At 59.7% G+C, this 19387-nt stretch carries 15 protein-coding genes; 10 read left to right on the forward strand and 5 right to left on the reverse strand.

The annotated features are described in order from the left end of the window. Positions 1-16: 16 nt before the first annotated feature. From GHO32_RS12945 to cysG, 4 genes are read left to right on the forward strand one after another with little or no spacing between them, the layout of a single operon-like run. A complete protein-coding gene (locus GHO32_RS12945) occupies positions 17-1342 on the forward strand; it encodes a replication-associated recombination protein A (RefSeq protein WP_153334743.1) in 1326 nt (441 codons plus the stop codon). Continuing rightward, positions 1339-1713, forward strand: a complete 375-nt coding sequence (crcB, locus tag GHO32_RS12950; RefSeq protein ID WP_048368532.1) for a fluoride efflux transporter CrcB — start codon at positions 1339-1341, stop codon at positions 1711-1713. Before GHO32_RS12945 ends, crcB begins: the two co-directional genes overlap by 4 nt. A 16-nt stretch (positions 1714-1729) precedes the next feature. Continuing rightward, positions 1730-3010, forward strand: a complete 1281-nt coding sequence (gene serS / locus GHO32_RS12955; RefSeq protein ID WP_123750419.1) for a serine--tRNA ligase — start codon at positions 1730-1732, stop codon at positions 3008-3010. Then, positions 3011-4405, forward strand: coding sequence for a siroheme synthase CysG (cysG, locus tag GHO32_RS12960; protein WP_153334744.1), 1395 nt, complete (start codon positions 3011-3013; stop codon positions 4403-4405). 92 nt (positions 4406-4497) lie between these two features. Here cysG and GHO32_RS12965 read toward each other — a convergent pair whose 3' ends face one another. The 4 genes from GHO32_RS12965 to mnmC all read right to left on the reverse strand — a co-directional run bounded on the left by GHO32_RS12965 (position 4498) and on the right by mnmC (position 11581). Continuing rightward, positions 4498-5685: an osmoprotectant NAGGN system M42 family peptidase gene (locus GHO32_RS12965; protein WP_048387757.1), complete on the reverse strand. Its 1188-nt coding sequence runs from the start codon at positions 5683-5685 to the stop codon at positions 4498-4500. A gap of 86 nt (positions 5686-5771) precedes the next feature. Then, a complete protein-coding gene (ngg, locus tag GHO32_RS12970) occupies positions 5772-7517 on the reverse strand; it encodes an N-acetylglutaminylglutamine synthetase (RefSeq protein WP_153334745.1) in 1746 nt (581 codons plus the stop codon). Positions 7518-7520: 3 nt separating this feature from the next. Continuing rightward, entirely contained in the window at positions 7521-9293 is a 1773-nt protein-coding gene (locus GHO32_RS12975; protein ID WP_153334746.1) for an N-acetylglutaminylglutamine amidotransferase, read from the reverse strand. A 308-nt stretch (positions 9294-9601) separates the two neighbouring features. Next, positions 9602-11581 (reverse strand): bifunctional tRNA (5-methylaminomethyl-2-thiouridine)(34)-methyltransferase MnmD/FAD-dependent 5-carboxymethylaminomethyl-2-thiouridine(34) oxidoreductase MnmC, encoded by a 1980-nt coding sequence (mnmC, locus tag GHO32_RS12980; RefSeq protein ID WP_153334747.1) that lies wholly within the window; start codon positions 11579-11581, stop codon positions 9602-9604. A 138-nt stretch (positions 11582-11719) separates the two neighbouring features. Between mnmC and pap the strand changes: the two genes are divergently transcribed. Continuing rightward, positions 11720-13246 carry a polyphosphate:AMP phosphotransferase gene (gene pap, locus GHO32_RS12985; RefSeq protein WP_123750424.1) on the forward strand — a complete coding sequence of 509 codons (1527 nt, stop codon included), beginning with the start codon at positions 11720-11722 and terminating at the stop codon, positions 13244-13246. A gap of 99 nt (positions 13247-13345) precedes the next feature. On the opposite strand, the gene GHO32_RS12990 is transcribed toward pap, so the two are convergent. Next, on the reverse strand, positions 13346-14737 hold the full coding sequence (locus GHO32_RS12990; protein ID WP_153334748.1) for a class II fumarate hydratase: 1392 nt from the start codon (positions 14735-14737) through the stop codon (positions 13346-13348). A gap of 194 nt (positions 14738-14931) precedes the next feature. Here GHO32_RS12990 and GHO32_RS12995 point away from each other — a divergent pair, with 194 nt between their 5' ends. From GHO32_RS12995 to GHO32_RS13015, 5 genes are all read left to right on the forward strand, one after another. Next, positions 14932-15450 carry a DUF2059 domain-containing protein gene (locus GHO32_RS12995; RefSeq protein ID WP_153332993.1) on the forward strand — a complete coding sequence of 173 codons (519 nt, stop codon included), beginning with the start codon at positions 14932-14934 and terminating at the stop codon, positions 15448-15450. Between the two features lie 11 nt (positions 15451-15461). Next, a complete protein-coding gene (locus tag GHO32_RS13000) occupies positions 15462-15758 on the forward strand; it encodes a BolA family transcriptional regulator (protein WP_153334749.1) in 297 nt (98 codons plus the stop codon). Positions 15759-15858: 100 nt separating this feature from the next. Beyond that, the gene (locus tag GHO32_RS13005; protein WP_153334750.1) at positions 15859-16797 is read left to right on the forward strand and encodes a rhodanese-related sulfurtransferase; all 939 of its coding nucleotides are present in this window, start codon (positions 15859-15861) and stop codon (positions 16795-16797) included. Between the two features lies 1 nt (position 16798). Then, complete coding sequence (locus tag GHO32_RS13010; RefSeq protein ID WP_153334751.1) at positions 16799-17434, forward strand: DsbA family protein; 636 nt, start codon at positions 16799-16801, stop codon at positions 17432-17434. Further along, positions 17427-19244 (forward strand): ABC transporter ATP-binding protein, encoded by a 1818-nt coding sequence (locus GHO32_RS13015; protein ID WP_371924460.1) that lies wholly within the window; start codon positions 17427-17429, stop codon positions 19242-19244. The genes GHO32_RS13010 and GHO32_RS13015 overlap by 8 nt, the downstream gene beginning before the upstream one ends. Positions 19245-19387: the final 143 nt, after the last annotated feature.

Consider the following 19387-nt stretch of genomic DNA (forward strand, 5'->3'; position numbering starts at 1 on the left):
GGTTTCAAACGCTGCTATGGATCTGTTTCGAAGTGCACCGATTGCCCAGCCCTTGGCCGCCCGTCTACGGGCGACCAATCTGGATGAGTATGTCGGTCAACAACACCTGCTCGCCCGGGGCAAGCCCCTGCGTGAAGCGCTGGAGCAGGGCGCGCTGCACTCGATGATCTTCTGGGGGCCGCCCGGTGTGGGTAAAACCACACTGGCGCGGCTGCTGGCTGAAGTCTCGGACGCTCATTTTGAAACGGTCTCGGCCGTCCTGGCCGGGGTCAAAGAGATCCGCCAGGCGGTGGAAATCGCCAAGCAGCAAGCCGGCCAGTACGGGCGGCGGACTATTCTGTTTGTCGACGAAGTGCACCGCTTCAACAAGTCGCAGCAAGATGCGTTCTTGCCCTACGTTGAAGACGGCACTCTGATTTTTATCGGTGCGACCACCGAAAACCCCTCCTTTGAGCTCAACAACGCCCTGTTGTCGCGGGCGCGGGTCTACGTGCTCAAAAGCCTCGACGAGGCGGCGTTACGCAAGTTGGTAAACCGGGCGTTGACCGAAGACAAAGGCCTGGGCAAACGCGGCCTGACCTTGGGCGATGAGGGTTTCCAGACGTTGCTCAGGGCCGCTGATGGCGATGGCCGACGTTTGCTCAACCTGCTGGAAAACGCTTCTGACCTGGCCGAAGACCACAGTGAAATCAGCGTCGACCTGCTGCATGACTTGCTGGGCGATACCCAGCGGCGCTTCGATAAAGGCGGTGAGGCGTTTTACGACCAGATCTCGGCCTTGCACAAATCAGTGCGTGGCTCAAACCCGGACGGTGCGCTGTACTGGTTTGCGCGCATGATCGACGGCGGTTGCGACCCGCTGTACATCGCCCGCCGGGTGGTGCGCATGGCCAGTGAAGACATCGGCAACGCTGACCCGCGGGCCTTGAGCCTGTGCCTCTCGGCCTGGGACGTGCAAGAGCGCCTCGGCAGCCCCGAAGGCGAGTTGGCCGTGGCCCAGGCCATTACTTACCTGGCCTGTGCGCCGAAAAGCAACGCGGTGTACATGGGCTTCAAGGCCGCGCTGCGCAGCGCCGCCGAATACGGTTCGCTCGAAGTCCCGCTGCATTTGCGCAATGCGCCGACCAAGCTCATGAAGCAATTGGGTTATGGCGACGAATACCGTTACGCCCACGACGAGCCTGATGCCTATGCTGCCGGTGAAGACTACTTCCCGGAAGAGCTGGAGCCGTTACCGTTGTATCAGCCCGTCCCGCGCGGGCTCGAATTGAAGATTGGCGAGAAGCTTAAACACCTGGCTGCACTTGATCGGGCCAGCCCTCTACAGCGGAGAAAACCTTGATTCCTTTGATCGCTGCGGTAACGGTGGGCGGTATTGCAGGTACATTGTTGCGTTTCGCCACGGGCAATTGGGTGAACGCCAATTGGCCAAAGCACTTCTATACCGCGACATTGGCCGTTAATATCGTGGGCTGCCTGCTGATTGGCATCCTTTACGGACTTTTTTTAATCCGCCCGGAAGTACCGATTGAAGTCCGCGCCGGATTAATGGTCGGTTTCCTGGGTGGTTTGACCACTTTTTCATCCTTTTCACTGGATACGGTGCGCCTGCTGGAAAGCGGGCAAGTGCCTTTGGCACTGGGCTATGCAGCCATCAGCGTATTCGGCGGGCTGCTTGCAACCTGGGCTGGCCTGTCCCTGACCAAACTTTGATAAACGAGAAACCGACATGCTCGATTCCAAACTGTTACGTACGAACCTGCAGGACGTAGCGGATCGCCTGGCATCCCGTGGCTTTAAGCTGGACGTGGCGCGCATCGACGCGCTGGAAGCCAAGCGTAAAGAAGTTCAAACCCTGACCGAGCGTCTGCAGGCTGAGCGCAATGCCATCTCCAAGAGCATTGGCCAGGCCAAGGCGCGCGGCGAAGACATCGCGCCACTGATGGCCAGTGTTGAAACCATGGGCAGCGATCTGGCCAGCGGCAAGGTTGAGCTGGATGCCATCCAGACCGAACTGGACTCGATTCTGTTGAGCCTGCCGAACTTGCCGGATGAATCGGTGCCGGTGGGTGCGGACGAAGACGACAACGTCGAAGTTCGCCGCTGGGGCACGCCAAAAGCCTTTGATTTCGAGATCAAGGACCACGTCGCCCTGGGCGAGCAACACGGCTGGCTGGATTTTGAAACTGCCGCCAAATTGTCCGGCGCCCGTTTTGCCTTGCTGCGTGGGCCGATCGCTCGCCTGCACCGCGCCCTGGCGCAGTTCATGATCAACCTGCACATCAACGAACACGGCTACGAAGAGGCATACACGCCGTACCTGGTTCAAGCGCCTGCGCTGCAGGGCACTGGCCAGTTGCCCAAGTTCGAAGAAGACCTGTTCAAGATCAGCCGTGAAGGCGAAGCCGATCTGTACTTGATCCCGACCGCTGAAGTGTCGCTGACCAACATCGTTGCGGGCGAGATCGTCGATCACAAATCACTGCCGATCAAGTTTGTGGCGCACACGCCATGCTTTCGCAGTGAGGCCGGTGCTTCGGGTCGCGACACGCGCGGCATGATTCGCCAGCACCAGTTCGACAAAGTTGAGATGGTGCAGATCGTCGAGCCTTCGACCTCGATGGACGCGCTGGAAGGCCTGGTCGGTAACGCCGAAAAGGTTCTGCAACTGCTCGAGCTGCCATACCGCACCTTGGCGCTGTGCACCGGCGACATGGGCTTCAGCGCAAGCAAAACCTACGATCTGGAAGTGTGGATCCCGAGCCAGGACAAGTACCGCGAAATCTCGTCGTGCTCTAACTGCGGCGATTTCCAGGCCCGTCGTATGCAGGCGCGTTTCCGTAACACCGAAACCGGCAAGCCTGAGCTGGTTCACACCCTCAACGGTTCCGGTCTGGCGGTCGGTCGTACGCTGGTGGCCGTGCTGGAAAACTACCAGCAGGCCGACGGCTCGATCCGTGTGCCAGAAGTGCTCAAGCCTTACATGGGCGGTATTGAGGTCATCGGCTAAATGGAGTTTCTGCCGCTGTTTCATAACCTGCGTGGCCGCCGTGTACTGGTGGTCGGCGGTGGCGAGATTGCTTTGCGCAAATCTCGCCTGCTGGCCGATGCCGGTGCGGTGTTGCGGGTCGTTGCGCCCGCGATAGAGCCACAGTTGTGCGAGTTGGTAAACAGTAGCGGCGGTGAGCAGGTATTGCGCGGTTATGTCGAAGCCGACCTTGACGGGTGCGGGCTGGTCATCGCCGCCACCGACGATGAGCCGCTCAACGCTCAAGTATCCGCTGATGCCCATCGACGTTGCGTGCCGGTCAACGTGGTCGACGCGCCTGCGCTGTGCAGCGTGATTTTCCCTGCCATCGTTGATCGCTCGCCGTTGATCGTTGCCATTTCCAGTGGCGGCGATGCGCCGGTGCTGGCGCGGTTGATTCGGGCCAAGATTGAAACCTGGATCCCCTCGACCTACGGGCAACTGGCGGGCCTGGCTGCGCGTTTTCGCAGTCAGGTAAAAAACCTGTTCCCGGATGTGCAACAGCGTCGCGGCTTCTGGGAAGACGTGTTTCAGGGCCCGATTGCCGACCGTCAACTGGCCGGGCAGGGCGCTGAGGCAGAACGTCTGCTACAAGCCAAGATCAATGGCGAAGCGACGCTGACCACGGGTGAGGTTTACCTCGTGGGCGCCGGGCCGGGTGACCCGGATCTGCTGACCTTCCGCGCCCTGCGCCTCATGCAACAGGCTGACGTGGTGCTCTACGACCGTCTGGTGGCGCCGGCGATTCTGGAACTCTGCCGTCGCGATGCCGAGCGTATCTACGTAGGCAAGCGACGTGCAGATCACGCGGTGCCGCAAGACCAGATCAACCAGCAACTGGTGGACTTGGCCAAGCAAGGCAAGCGCGTGGTGCGGCTCAAAGGCGGTGATCCGTTTATCTTTGGCCGTGGTGGCGAAGAAATCGAAGAGCTGGCAGCCCACGGGATTCCCTTCCAGGTGGTGCCGGGCATTACCGCCGCCAGCGGGTGCGCGGCCTATGCCGGTATTCCATTGACCCATCGTGACTACGCGCAATCCGTGCGTTTCGTGACAGGCCACCTTAAAGACGGCACCAGCAACTTGCCTTGGAACGACCTGGTCGCTCCGGCGCAAACTTTGGTGTTCTACATGGGCCTGATTGGCTTGCCGATTATCTGCGAGCAACTGATTGCCCATGGTCGCTCGGCAGACACCCCGGCTGCATTGATCCAGCAAGGCACCACGTCTAATCAGCGAGTGTTTACCGGCACGTTGAAAGACCTGCCGACCTTGGTCGCAGAGCACGAAGTGCATGCCCCGACCTTGGTGATCGTCGGCGAAGTGGTGTTGCTGCGTGAGAAGCTGGCGTGGTTCGAAGGCGCCCAGTCGCAGGTTTAACTGCGGTGCAAAACACTGTAGGAGCGAGCTCGTCTCGCGATCTTTTGATCCTTTAAAAGATCACGAGGCAAGTTAGCTCCTGCAAATTATTTTCAGCTCCTGTTTTCTCCCACCAAGCTGTCGACCGACGGCACGCGGGTATCGCTTTCCATCTGGGCATCGTGCTCCAACTGGTGACTAAAACGGTCCAGTGAGCCTTGCGCCGGTTGGGCGTCGCTGGCAAAGACCGGCGGGCTCAGCAGGTAAGCACTCAACAAACGGCTCAACCCCGCCAGACTATCAATGTGCGTGCGCTCATAGCCGTGGGTCGCGTCGCAACCAAATGCCAGCAAGGCACAGCGAATGTCGTGCCCCGCCGTGACGGCTGAATGCGCATCACTGAAGTAGTAACGGAACATATCGCGGCGTACCGGTATGTCGTTGTGGGTGGCCAACCCCAACAGGTGCCGCGACAAATGGTAGTCATACGGGCCGCCCGAATCCTGCATGGCCACGCTGACCGCATGTTCACTGGAATGTTGGCCCTCGGCGACGGGCGCAATATCAATGCCGACAAATTCACTCACGTCCCACGGCAAGGCTGCCGCCGCACCACTGCCGGTTTCTTCGGTGATGGTGAACAGCGGGTGGCAGTCGATCAGTGGTTGCTCGCCACTCTCGACGATGGCCTTGAGTGCGGCCAACAAGGCCGCAACACCGGCTTTGTCGTCTAGGTGCCGGGCGCTGATATGGCCGCTTTCGGTGAACTCGGGCAGCGGGTCAAAGGCGACAAAATCCCCAATATTGACCCCCAGTGAATCGCAGTCGGCACGCGTCACGCAGTAGGCGTCCAGGCGCAACTCAATGTGGTCCCAGCTCACTGGCAATTCATCCACGGCGGTATTAAACGCATGGCCGGACGCCATTAACGGCAACACGCTGCCGCGAATCACGCCGTTGTCGGTAAACAGGCTGACCCGGCTGCCTTCGGCAAAGCGGCTGGACCAGCAACCGACCGGGGCCAGCACCAGGCGGCCATTGTCTTTAATGGCCCGAACGCTGGCGCCAATGGTGTCCAGGTGAGCTGACACGGCGCGGTCCGGGCCGCTCTGCTGGCCTTTAATCGTGGCGCGCAAGGTGCCGCGCCGGGTCAGTTCAAAGGGGATGCCCAATTCTTCAAGCCGCTCAGCGACGTAACGCACGATGGTGTCGGTAAACCCGGTCGGGCTGGGGATGGCAAGCATTTCCAGGAGAACCCGTTGCAGGTACTCAAGGTCCGGTTCTGGCAGGGCATGACTCATAAAAGCTCCTTTTGCGGGAGAGGCGGCACATAGGGGCTGTTGACGTTTCAATGCACAGGCGATGAAACATCAACAGACCCCAACGTTCAGGGGGCGGGCTGGCTGTGCGGAAACAGCAAGTCGATAAAGCGTTCGGCGGTGGGCTGCGGTTCATGGTTGGCCAGCCCGGCGCGCTCGTTCGCTTCGATAAACACGTACTCGGGCTGGTCGGCGCCGGGCACCATCATGTCCAGCCCAACCACCGGGATATCCAGCGCCCGGGCGGCCCGCACGGCCGCATCGGCGAGCACCGGGTGAAGGATGGCCGTGACGTCTTCCAGGCAGCCGCCGGTATGCAAGTTGGCCGTGCGGCGCACCGCCAGCAACTGGCCAGCAGGCAGGATGCTGTCGTAGTCGTAACCTGCCGCTTGCACAGCACGCAGGGTTTCGGCGTCCAGCGGGATGCGGCTTTCGCCTTGGGTGGCGGCCTGGCGGCGACGGCTTTGCGCTTCGATCAATTGCCGGACGTTGTGCTGACCATCGCCGATGACCTGCGCCGGGCGCCGAATGGCGGCCGCGATCACTTCATAACCGATCACTACGATGCGCAGGTCATGACCTTCGTGGAAGCTTTCGAGCAACACCCGGCTGTCAAAAGCCTGCGCCGCCTTGATCGCATCCTGGACGTGTTCAATGGTTTGCAGATCAACCGCCACCCCATTGCCTTGTTCGCCATCCAGCGGCTTGACCACCACCCGCAGGTGTTCTTCGAGAAACGCGAGGTTGTCATCGGCATTGCCTGCGCGTTGTTGCGTGGGCACGTTCAAACCTGCGGCGCTCAGCACTTTGTGTGTCAGGCTCTTGTCCTGACACAGGCTCATGCTGATGGAGCTGGTCAGATCGGTCAGCGACTCGCGACAGCGAATGCGCCGTCCACCATGGCTGAGGGTAAACAGCCCGGCGTTGGCGTCATCAATGTGCACATCAATGCCGCGTTTGTAGGCTTGCTCAACCAAAATCTGCGCATACGGGTTAAGCCCTGCCTCCGGGCCGGGGCCAAGAAACAGCGGTTGGTTGATACCGTTTTTACGTTTGATGGCAAATGTCGACAGGGTACGAAAACCCAATTTTCGGTAGAGGTTCTTGGCTTGCTGGTTGTTGTGCAGCACCGACAGGTCGAGATAACTCAGGCCGCGGCTCATAAAGTGTTCGACCAGATGCCGCACCAGCACTTCGCCGACACCGGGGCGCGAACACTGTGGGTCAACCGCCAGGCACCACAGGCTGCTGCCGTTTTCCGGGTCATGGAATGCCGTGTGGTGGTTCAGGCCCATGACGCTGCCAATCACCGCGCCGCTGTCCTCGTCTTCGGCCAGCCAGTACACCGGGCCACCGTTATGGCGCGCAGTCAGCAAGTCCGGGTCTACCGGCAGCATGTTGCGCGCCTGATACAAGGCATTGACGGCGTTCCAGTCGGCTTCGCTGCGCACACGACGAATGCGGAAACCGCGAAACACCCGAGTTGCCGGGCGGTAATCGGTGAACCACAGGCGCAAGGTGTCCGAAGGGTCGAGAAACAGTTGTTGTGGTGACTGCGCCAAGACCTGTTGCGGCGCGGCCACATACAGGGCGATATCGCGTTCACCGGCTTGTTCGTTCAGCAGTTCGTTGGCCAGGCGGGCCGGGTCGGGGAAGGTGTGCCCGATCAGCAAGCGGCCCCAGCCGCAGTGCACGGCGACCGGTTGCGTATCCAGCGCGCTGCCATCTTCGGCAAAGCGCGCCTGGAGTCGCTCGTAGGAGGGCGTTTGCCCGCGCAGTAAACGTTGGCTATAGGCGGTGGCAAGGGGTTTCATTGATCAAATTCCTTGTTCGCTCAGCCACAGATTCAGGGCTGCCAATTGCCACAGTTTGGAACCGTTCAGTGGCGTCAGTTGGCTTTGCGGATGGCTCAGCAGGCGGTCCAGCATGGCCGGCTGAAACAGCCCGCGATCCTGGCTTGGGTCCAGCAATAGATCGCGGACCCAGTTGCGCGTGTTGCCTTCCAGATGCTTGAGGCCGGGTACCGGGAAGTAGCCTTTTTTGCGGTCGATGACTTCGCTGGGGATCACCAGGCGGGCGGCTTCCTTGAGCACGTGTTTGCCGCCGTTGGGCAGCTTGAAGCGCGCCGGGATACGCGCCGACAGTTCAGCCAGGCGGTAATCCAGAAACGGTGTGCGCGCCTCAAGGCCCCAGGCCATGGTCATGTTATCGACGCGTTTCACCGGGTCATCCACCAGCATGACTGTACTGTCGAGACGCAGCGCCTTGTCGACGCCCGCATCCGCGCCGGGTTGGGCAAAATGCTCGCGCACAAAGTCGCCGGCAGCATCGTTGGCGGTCAGCCATTGTGGCTGCACGGTGGCCTGGTACTCGGCATAGCTGCGATCAAAAAAGGCCTCGCGGTAGGCCGCGTAAGGATCGCTGGCGCCGTCTACTTGCGGGTACCAGTGGTAACCGGCAAACAGTTCATCAGCGCCCTGGCCGCTTTGTACCACCTTGCAATGTTTGGCGACTTCGCGCGACAGCAGGTAAAAAGCGATGCAGTCGTGACTGACCATCGGCTCGCTCATGGCCCGGAAGGCCGCCGGCAATTGCTCGATGATTTCGTTTTCGCCAATGCGTAACTGGTGATGACGGGTGCCGTAATGCTCGGCAATCAGATCCGAATACTCGAATTCATTCCCGCGCTCGCCGCCTGCGTCTGCAAAGCCAATGGAAAAGGTCGACAGGTCTTGTACGCCGACTTCCCGCAGCAAACCGACCAGCAGGCTGGAGTCGACACCGCCTGACAGCAGCACCCCGACATCGACCGCAGCGCGCTGGCGAATGGCGACGGCTTCACGGGTGCTGTCCAGCACGCGTTCGCGCCAGTCTTCAAACGTCAGATTGCTCTCATCAGCCTGTGGGCCGTAAGGCAGTGTCCACCAAGTTTTCTGCTCGGTGGTGCCGTCGGCGTCGATGCGCAGCCACGTGGCAGGCGGCAGTTTTTCAATGCCGGCAATCAGGGTGCGCGGTGCAGGCACCACGGCGTGAAAGTTCAAGTAGTGGTTCAGCGCGACCGGGTCGAGCATCGGGTTGATATCGCCGCCTTTGAGCAGGGCGGGCAGGGTGGAGGCAAAACGCAGGCGTTCGCCGGTACGCGACAGGTACAGCGGTTTCACGCCCAAGCGGTCGCGGGCAATGAACAAGCGTTTTGCATCCCGCTCCCAAATGGCAAAAGCGAACATGCCATTGAGCTTGGGCAGCAAGGCTTCGCCCCAGGCGTGGTAGCCCTTGAGCAAGACCTCGGTGTCGCCGCCGGAGTAAAAGGCGTAGCCGAGCGCTTCGAGTTCGGCGCGCAGCTCCGGGAAGTTGTAGATCGCCCCGTTGAACGCCAGCGACAGGCCCAATTGGTTGTCGATCATGGGTTGCGCTGAACCGTCCGACAAATCCATGATTTTCAGACGGCGATGGCCGAGGGCTATCGGCCCCTGGCTATGAAAACCCCAGGCATCGGGGCCACGTGGAGCAAGGTGGTGGGTGATGCGTTCGATGGCCGCCAGGTCGGCAGGTTGATGATCAAAACGTAACTCGCCAGCTAATCCGCACATGGTGTGTAAATCCTTGGTATTTCGGCATGTGTGTCACTACCGCTTCAGTCGCCATCCCTAGGGGATGTGGGCAGCGCGGGCACGGTTTAGAGAAGGCATAGCGGCTAGCCATGCCTTCAGCCCAAACGACGCGCAGGCGGTAAAAATGCCGCGCGCCGCGATGAATGACCGTGTTTTATCGAGTGATCGTGGTCTGGATCGTTCAATAAAATTTACCAACGGTGCTTGTTCGCGGCACGGATCGGGTCTACGCAAGGGGCGGTTGGCCCCGGCAGTGCGGGGGCGCACTGCCGGGGTAAAGACCGGTTTTAAAGCCTGCGCACCAAGGCGCGCACAGCAAAACGGTTGGGGTGGCAGGCTTCGGCGACGGGGCGGGGCAGAGGCAGGGGTTCGTCGTTGATCCAGGCGGCAAGCAGTTCGCCAGACAGCGGTGCAGTGATCAAACCGCGTGAGCCATGGCCGCTGTTGACGTACAAACCGTCAAGCCACGGGCATTGGGTATCGGGCACCTGCCGGGCGTCCTTGCTGAGCACGGCATAGGCTTGGTTGAATGCTTCGGCATCGGCCAGCGGCCCGACAATCGGCAGGTAGTCGGGGCTGGTGCAACGAAACGCGGCCCAGCCTTGCAAGGTCTGCGGGTTGAGGTTTGCTTCGCCGAGACGCTGTACCAGGTCAGGCGAAATTTCTTCCAGCAAATCCAGATTGCCCTGATGGCCTTCAGGTGTGGTGGTCAGGTCTTCGTTATGAAAATCGAAGCTGGCCCCCACCGTGTGCTCGCCCAAACGCCCCGGCGCCACATAACCTTCGGCGCAGACCACGGTGCTAAGCACCGCGCTTTGCGGGGTTTCAATCAATTGGGTGATTTGCCCGCGAATGCGCTTAAGCGGCAAACCGCTGCTGGCCGGGAAGCGTTTGACCTCGGCCGCCCCCGCCAGAATCACCACAGGTGCGCTGGCCAGTACCTGTTCGCCCTGGCAGGCCTGCCATTGGCCCTGCACTTTATTGAGTTGCAGCACGTCATGGTGGGTCAAGACGCTGACGTTGGTGTGCAGCGTCTGAAACTGGCACAAAGCGGGCGGATGCACCCAGCCGCCTTCCGGGTAAAAAAGCCCGCCATGGGCCAGGTCTATGCCTGCCAAGGCTTGTGCTTGGGGTTGATCCAGCACGTGCACCAGCGCGGGCGGGAAGGCAGCGGCCAGTTGCCCTTGACGCTCGGCCTCCTTGGTATTGAAACCCAGTTGCAACACGCCGCAATCATCCCAGTCGCGCCCGCGCTGCAAGTGCTCGAGCACGCGGCGGGTGTAGCCAAAGCCACAGACGATCATTTGCGACAGTGCCGTGCCGTGGGCGGACAGCTTGAGGTACAACACCCCTTGCGGGTTGCCGGAGGCTTCTTTGGCCAAGCGTTCGTGACGCTCCAGCAGCAGCACCTTCCAGCCGCGCTTGGCCAGGCTGTTGGCGCTGGCGCAACCCGACAAACCACCGCCGATCACCAGCGCGGTACGAGGGCCGCTGATCTGTGGCGGGCGAGCGAACCAGGGTTTGACCGTGGCGCCGGGCAAAGCGGTTTCTGGCAAGCCGAGAAAGACCCCGCGCAGGATCTCCCACTTGTGGCCGATACCCGGCGTGCGGCGCATTTTAAAGCCGGCCTCATTCAGCGCGCGGCGTACCCAGCCGGAGCTGGTAAAGGTGCTGAGGGTGGACTCGGGAGCGGCCAAACGGGCCAGTTGTGCGAACAGTTCGGGCGTCCACATGTCCGGGTTTTTCGCGGGGGCGAAGCCGTCCAGAAACCACGCGTCGATCTGCGCATCGAGCTGTGGCAGTTGCTCCAGCGCATCGCCGATCAGCAGCGTGAGCGTGACCTGGCCATTGGCCAGACTGAGGGTTTGAAACCCCGGATGAATGGCCCAATAGCTTGCCAGCAGTTGCTCGCTGTAGTGCGCCAGCTCCGGCCAGAGAGCGAGGGCGCGTTGCAGGTCAGAGCGGGTCAGCGGGTATTTTTCGGCACTGATGAAATGCAGGCGGGCCTCAGGGTGCGCCGTTTCGTCGAACAGTTGCCACGCACAGAGAAAGTTGAGGCCGGTCCCGAAGCCGGTTTCACCAATCACAAAATGCGCGTTGGCGGGCAGGGCGCTGAAGCGCTCGCGCAAGGCATTCTGTTCAATAAAGACGTAACGGGTTTCTTCAAGGCCGGACTTGTCTGAAAAATACACGTCGTCAAACAGTCGCGAATGGGGGCGACCCTGGTCATCCCAGTCGAGCTGGGCATTGGGCATTTCAATGGTCATGTGAGGCTCTGCATCGGCAAGGCGGCCATTCTAGCCGATCGGCCACAGCACGACGGATTGATGACAGTTTTATGCGTTTTGTTGTTACGCGCAGGCATCAATCGTCTAGGCTTGTGACATCTTGCCAGGGAGCTTTCCATGTTCGAATCTGCAGAAATCGGTCATTGCGTCGACAAAGAAACCTACGACAGAGAAGTTCCTGCCCTACGCGAGGCTTTGCTTGAGGCGCAGTACGACTTGCACCAGCAAAAGCGCGCAGCGGTGATTGTGCTGATCAACGGCATCGAGGGCGCTGGCAAGGGTGAAACAGTCAAACTGCTGAGTGAATGGATGGACCCGCGGCTGATTGAGGTGCGTACCTTTGATCAGCAATCGGACGAAGAACTGGCGCGTCCGCCGGCGTGGCGATACTGGCGTCATTTGCCGGCCAAGGGCCGCATGGGCGTGTTTTTCGGCAATTGGTACAGCCAGATGCTCCAGGCCCGGGTGCACGGGGTGATCAAGGACGCGGTGCTGGATCAAGCGATCACCGGGGCCGAGCGCCTGGAGCGCATGCTCTGTGACGAAGGCGCGGTCATTTTCAAATTCTGGTTTCACTTGTCCAAAAAACAAATGAAAGCACGGCTCAAGGCTTTGAAGGATGACCCGCTGCACAGCTGGCGAATCAGCCCGCTGGACTGGCAGCAATCCAAAACCTACGACAAGTTTGTGCGTTACGGCGAACGTGTACTGCGTCGCACCAGCCGTGATTACGCGCCCTGGCACATCGTTGAGGGTGTAGACCCGCACTACCGTGGCCTGACCGTGGGCAAAATTTTGCTGGAAGGGCTGCAAGCCGCTCTAAGCGCACCCAAGGCTCGCCCGCGCTCAATCAACGTGCCGCTGCTGCCTGAAAGCCGTGATGGATTAAGCCTGCTCGACTGCCTGGACATGACCCAGGTGCTGGAGAAGGATGACTATAAAGAGCAACTGGTCACCGAGCAGGCACGGCTATCGGGCCTGATGCGTGACAAGCGCATGCGTCGTCATGCCTTGATTACGGTGTTCGAGGGCAACGATGCGGCGGGCAAGGGCGGTGCCATTCGCCGCGTTGCAGCGGCACTCGACCCGCGTCAATACAACATCGTGCCGATTGCTGCGCCGTCGCAGGACGAGCGTGCACAACCTTACCTCTGGCGCTTTTGGCGACAGATTCCGGGGCGCGGCAAATTCACCATCTTTGACCGCTCGTGGTATGGGCGAGTGCTGGTAGAGCGGGTCGAGGATTTTTGCACCCAGGCCGACTGGATGCGTGCCTACGGCGAAATCAATGATTTCGAAGAACAACTGAAGAATTCGGGGGTGATCGTCGTCAAGTTCTGGCTGGCGATCGATAAAGACACGCAACTGGAGCGTTTTCAGGAGCGGGAAGCGATCCCGTTCAAACGCTTCAAAATCACCGAAGAAGACTGGCGCAATCGCGAGAAATGGGACCTGTACCGCACCGCCGTGTGCGACATGGTTGACCGCACCAGCACGGAAATTTCGCCCTGGACACTGGTCGCGGCCAATGACAAACGCTGTGCACGGGTCAAAGTGTTGCGCACTATCAACGAAGCGCTGGAAGCCGCCTTTGCCAAAAGCGACAAGCACGTCAAGAAGGGCAAGGCCATGATTCGTATCTAGGCGTTGAGTCGCGCTACGCCTTAGTAATTGTAGGAGCGAGCTTGCCTCGCGATCTTTTAAAACATCAAAAGATCGCGAGGCAAGCTCGCTCCTACAGTTTTAATGCTTGCCGGGGCTGAGCATGTTTTCCGGGCGTACCCACTCGTTGAATTCTTCGTCGGTCAGGTAACCCAACTCCAGCGCCGCTTCACGCAAGGTCAAGCCCTCGGCATAGGCTTTTTTGGCGATTTGCGCCGATTTGTCGTAGCCGATGTGGGGGTTGAGTGCGGTCACCAGCATCAGGCCGCGCTCCAGGTGCTCGGCCATTTTGCCCGCGTCCGGCTCAAGCCCGGTCACGCAGTGCTCATTGAAGTTGCTGCACCCGTCGGCCAGCAGTTTGATCGACTGCAGCAGGTTGTGAATGATCACCGGCTTGTACACGTTGAGCTGCAAATGCCCTTGACTGGCGGCAAAGCCAATCGCCACGTCATTGCCCAGGACCTGGCAGGCTAGCATCGACAACGCTTCGCATTGGGTCGGGTTGACCTTGCCTGGCATGATCGAGCTGCCCGGTTCGTTGGCGGGCAGTTTGATTTCAGCCAGCCCGGCGCGAGGGCCGGAACCCAGCAGGCGGAAGTCATTGGCCAGTTTCATCAGGGTGACTGCCAAGGTTTTCAGGGCGCCCGACAAGGTGGTCAGCGGCTCATGCCCGGCCAGCGCGGCAAATTTATTGGGGGCGGTGACAAATGGCAGGCCCGACAGGGCGGCAAGTTCGGCGGCAATGGCTTCGGCAAAGCCATGTGGCGCATTCAGCCCGGTGCCCACGGCGGTGCCGCCCTGAGCCAGTTCGCAAACGGCCGGCAGGGCTGCACGAATGGCTTTTTCTGCGTAATCCAGTTGCGCAATGTAAGCCGACAACTCTTGGCCGAATGTGATGGGGGTCGCGTCCATCATGTGGGTACGACCGGTTTTAACCAGTTTCATATGGCGCGCCGACAATTCGGCCAGCCCGCCGGACAATTCACTGATCGCCGGCAGCAGGTGCTCATGCACCGCCTTGGCCGCCGCAATGTGCATGGCCGTCGGGAAGCAGTCGTTTGAACTTTGCGAGCGATTGACGTGGTCGTTGGGGTGCACCGGCGACTTGCCGCCGCGGCCTTTGCCGGCCAGTTCGTTGGCGCGCCCGGCAATCACTTCGTTGGCGTTCATGTTGCTCTGGGTGCCACTGCCGGTTTGCCAGACCACCAAGGGGAATTGATCATCGTGCTGGCCGCCGAGCACTTCGTCGGCCGCCTGTTCGATCAGGCGCGCGATGTCGGCTGGCAAGTCGCCATTACGGTCGTTGACCCGGGCTGCGGCTTTTTTGATCAGGACCAGGGCATGCAGCACGGCCAACGGCATTTTTTCGTTGCCGATGGCAAAGTTGATCAGCGAGCGCTGAGTCTGAGCGCCCCAGTAGGCCTCATCCGGTACGTTCACTTCACCCAGGCTGTCGGTTTCGATGCGGCTCATCAGGTCGTTTCTCCTAAAGGTTGATCAGTGAGCTTAGGCGCTCAATCGCCTGCAGGAGTTCAAACTTTAGTTTTAGTGGTTTTTGTCGGATTGTTGAGAACCGCTATCAGTCTCGGGGTTGAGTGACACACTTTGTTAGGCGCAGAATGGTGGCCCCTGGGGTACGACCTCGCTTGCTAGATAAAGGAAACTCGATGACTCGTCTTCGCGCCATCTGTACTGCAGTTGCTCTGGTATGCGCCAGCGGCCAGGTATTCGCCGATGCTGCCAGCCACGCTGCCAGTGCTGAAACGTTCCTCAAGCTGGCACACGCCGACAAACTGGGGACGCCGGTGTACATGCAAGTGCAGCAAATGTTTGCTCAACGCTTTGAACAAACCAAAGCGCCAGCCTCGAAAAAAGCCTTGCTGGAAACCTACCAGGCCAAAGCCAACACAGCTCTGGACCAAGCCATTGGCTGGGACAAGCTGAAGCCGGACATGGTCAAGCTGTACACCGCCAACTTCAGCGAGTCCGAGCTTAATGATCTGGTGAAGTTCTATCAGTCGCCATTGGGCAAGAAAGTGCTGGAAAAAATGCCGCAACTGACTCAACAGTCTGCCCAGATGACTCAAGCCAAGCTGGAAAGCGCCGTGCCTGTGGTCAACAAGCTGTTGGAAGACATGACTGCCCAATTGGTACCGGCCGCACCGGCTCCGGCCAAAAAGAAGTAAGCGGAGTCTGAATGAACATGCAACAACGTATTGAAACGACACTGAGCGCGTTGCAACCCGAGCATTTGAGCGTGCTGGATGAAAGCCACATGCACAGCCGTGGGTTGCAGACTCACTTCAAGGCGGTGGTGGTCAGCGAGCAGTTCGACGGGCTCAACCGTGTCAAGCGTCACCAAAAGGTTTACGCCACCCTGGGTGACCTGATGAGTGAGTTCCATGCGTTGGCACTGCACACGTACACGCCTGAAGAATGGGCGAAAATCGACGCAGCCCCGGCCTCGCCGACCTGCGCTGGCGGTGGGCACTAACACACGTTTTTGCTAGAATCCGCAACGCGCCGCTTAGTCGGCGCGTTTTTTTTGCATCCGGTTCACCCTTTGCGAGGGTAGCCACCTGGAGAGATTCACGATGACCGCGCCAATTGTTGTTGCTGCACTGTATAAATTCGTCACCCTGCAAGACTACGTTGAACTGCGTGAGCCGTTGCTCAGGGCAATGGTGGAAAACGGCATCAAAGGCACTTTGCTGATTGCCGAAGAAGGCATCAATGGCACCGTTTCCGGTAGCCGTGAAGGCATCGACGGCCTGCTGGCATGGCTCAAAAATGACCCGCGCATGGTCGATATTGACCACAAAGAATCCTACTGCGATGACCAGCCGTTCTACCGGACCAAGGTCAAGCTGAAAAAAGAGATCGTCACCCTCGGCGTTGAAGGCGTAGACCCGAACAAAAAAGTCGGTACCTATGTCGACCCCGAGAACTGGAACGCCTTGATCAGCGATCCAGAGGTGTTGCTGATTGACACCCGTAACGATTACGAAGTCTCGATTGGCACCTTTGAAGGCGCCATCGACCCTAAAACCACGAGCTTTCGTGAGTTCCCTGACTACATCAAAGCCAACTTCGACCCGGCCGTGCACAAAAAAGTCGCGATGTTCTGCACCGGTGGCATTCGCTGTGAAAAAGCTTCGAGCTACATGCTCAGCCAAGGGTTTGATGAGGTGTATCACCTCAAGGGCGGCATTCTGAAGTACCTCGAAGAGGTGCCGCAGGAAGAGTCCAAGTGGGAAGGTGACTGCTTTGTATTTGATAACCGCGTGACCGTGCGTCACGACCTGAGCGAAGGCGAGTACGATCAGTGCCACGCCTGCCGCACGCCGATCGACGCCGCCGATCGTGAGTCCGAGCACTACCAGCCGGGTATCAGCTGCCCGCATTGCTGGGACAAGCTGAGCGAGAAAACCCGTCGCAGTGCGATTGATCGTCAAAAGCAGATTGAACTGGCCAAGGCCCGCAATCAGCCGCACCCGATTGGTCACAACTACCGTAAATCTGCCGAGGCCTGATATGTCTGCGCGCCTGCTCTATGTGATGGACCCGATGTGTTCATGGTGCTGGGGTTTTGCGCCTGTCGCGCAAGCCCTGATCGAGCAGGCGCAAGCCGCAGGTGTGGAATTGCACCTGGTGGTAGGCGGTTTGCGCACCGGCAACAGTGCGGCGCTTGAGCCCTCGACGCGGCGCTACATCCTTGAGCATTGGCAGGCCGTGGCTGACGCCACCGGGCAGCCGTTCAACTTTGACGGCCCCTTGCCCGACGGTTTTGTCTACGACTGCGAGCCCGCTTGCCGGGCGATAGTGGCAGCACGCGGCCTGGCACCGGCGTGTGCCTGGGCCTTGCTCAAGCTTATCCAGCACGCGTTTTACGCTGAAGGCCGGGATGTCACGCAAAGCAGTGTTTTGGTTGAGTTGGCCGAGCAGGCCGGGTTGCCAAGGGCTGAGTTTGCGGCGGCCTTCGACAGCGTCGAGCAACAGGCCGCGACGGCTGCGGACTTTACGTGGGTACAGGACTTGGGCATCGCCGGGTTCCCGACGTTGCTGGCCGAGCGTAATGGCCAATTGGCCTTGTTGACCAATGGCTATCAACCGCTTGAACCGTTGTCTGATTTGCTGGGCCGTTGGCTGGGTCGTGCAGCGAGTGCTTGATCCCCTGGCTAAGCCGTCTACTGCCCGCACGCCAGACCGGCTGGGCTGGGCTGACATTCGCCGTCTGGCCCTGCGGCATAAAAAAGCCCTATGGATTGCCAACGGTGTGGCTGTGCTTGCCACGCTGTGCAGTGTGCCGATTCCGTTGCTGCTGCCGCTGTTGGTGGACGAAGTGCTGCTGGGGCATGGCGACGCGGCCCTGAAAGTCATGAACCACTGGCTGCCAGTCGCCTGGCAGAGTTCGGTGGGCTACATCGGCCTGATGCTGGTAGTGACGTTGCTGCTGCGCGTGGGCGCATTGCTGTTTAACGTCCTGCAATCGCGGCTGTTTTCAAGGCTGGCCAAAGACATCGTGTTCCGCATCCGGGTGCGCTTGATTGAGCGCTTGAAGCGCATCTCGCTGGCGGAGTACGAGAGTCTGGGCAGCGGCACGGTGACCACGCACTTGGTCACCGACCTCGATACCCTCGACAAGTTTGTCGGCGAAACCCTCAGCCGGTTTTTGGTGGCCATGCTCACCTTGGTCGGTACCTCGGCGATTTTGCTGTGGATGAATTGGCAGTTGGCGCTGCTGATCCTGCTGTTTAATCCGTTGGTGATCTACGCCACGGTGCAACTGGGCAAACGCGTCAAACATTTGAAAAAGCTCGAAAACGACAGCACCGGACGTTTCACCCAGGCGCTGACCGAAACCCTGGATTCAATCCAGGAAGTGCGAGCGGGCAACCGTCAGGGCTTTTTCCTCGGTCGCTTACAGCAGCGTGCCCGTGAAGTCAGGGATTTTGCCGCCAACTCGCAGTGGAAAACTGACGCCTCGAACCGCGCCAGCGGGCTGTTGTTCCAGTTCGGTATCGATATTTTCCGCGCGGCCGCCATGTTGACGGTGCTGTTCTCTGACCTGTCGATCGGGCAAATGCTGGCGGTATTCAGTTACCTCTGGTTCATGATCGGCCCGGTCGAACAGTTGCTGAACCTGCAATACGCTTTTTACGCGGCGGACGGCGCGGTGACACGCATCAACCAGTTGCTGGCGCGTGAGGATGAACCTCACTATCCGGGTGGGGTTGATCCGTTTGCCGGGCGTGAAACCGTCGGCATCGATATCCGTGACCTGAGCTTCAGCTACGGCGAAGAACGGGTACTGAACACACTTAACCTGAGCATTGCCCCCGGCGAGAAAGTGGCGATTGTCGGCACCAGCGGCGGCGGTAAAAGCACCTTGGTGCAATTGCTGCTGGGGTTGTACACGCCACAGTCCGGGAGTATTTCGTTCGGCGGTGTGCGCCAGTCGGATATTGGCCTGGAGGCTATTCGCGAGCATGTGGCGGTGGTGTTGCAGCATCCGGCGCTGTTCAACGACACGGTGCGCGCCAACCTGACCATGGGCCGTGAGCGTACGGATGAAGCCTGCTGGCGCGCACTGGAAATCGCTCAGCTGGATGGCACCATCATGACCTTGCCGCAAGGTCTGGACAGTATCGTTGGGCGTTCCGGGGTGCGTTTGTCGGGTGGTCAGCGCCAGCGCCTGGCGATAGCGCGTATGGTTCTGGCTGAGCCTCGTGTGGTGATACTCGACGAGGCCACCAGCGCACTGGATGCGGCCACTGAATACAACTTGCACCACGCGTTAGGCGCCTTCTTGAGCGGGCGCACGACGCTGATCATCGCGCACAGGCTGTCTGCGGTAAAACAGGCAGACCGGGTGCTGGTGTTTGACGGTGGCAGCATTGCCGAAGACGGCGAGCATCATCAGTTGATCGCCGAGGGTGGCCTTTACGCGCAGTTGTATGGCCACTTGCAGCAAAGTTGAGGACGCAGCGTATTTGCCCTTAATGTATTTTTTGAGGGCTGGTTAGCACTCTGAGGTATCCCTAATGTCGGTTGTTGGCCTAGTCTCAGTTCTTTGAGGCTTTTCCTCTGGTTTTCATCTGACAGCTTGATGCAAAGGGAACT

The organism is Pseudomonas sp. FSL R10-2189 (assembly GCF_009600325.1).
GTDB lineage: Bacteria > Pseudomonadota > Gammaproteobacteria > Pseudomonadales > Pseudomonadaceae > Aquipseudomonas > Aquipseudomonas helleri.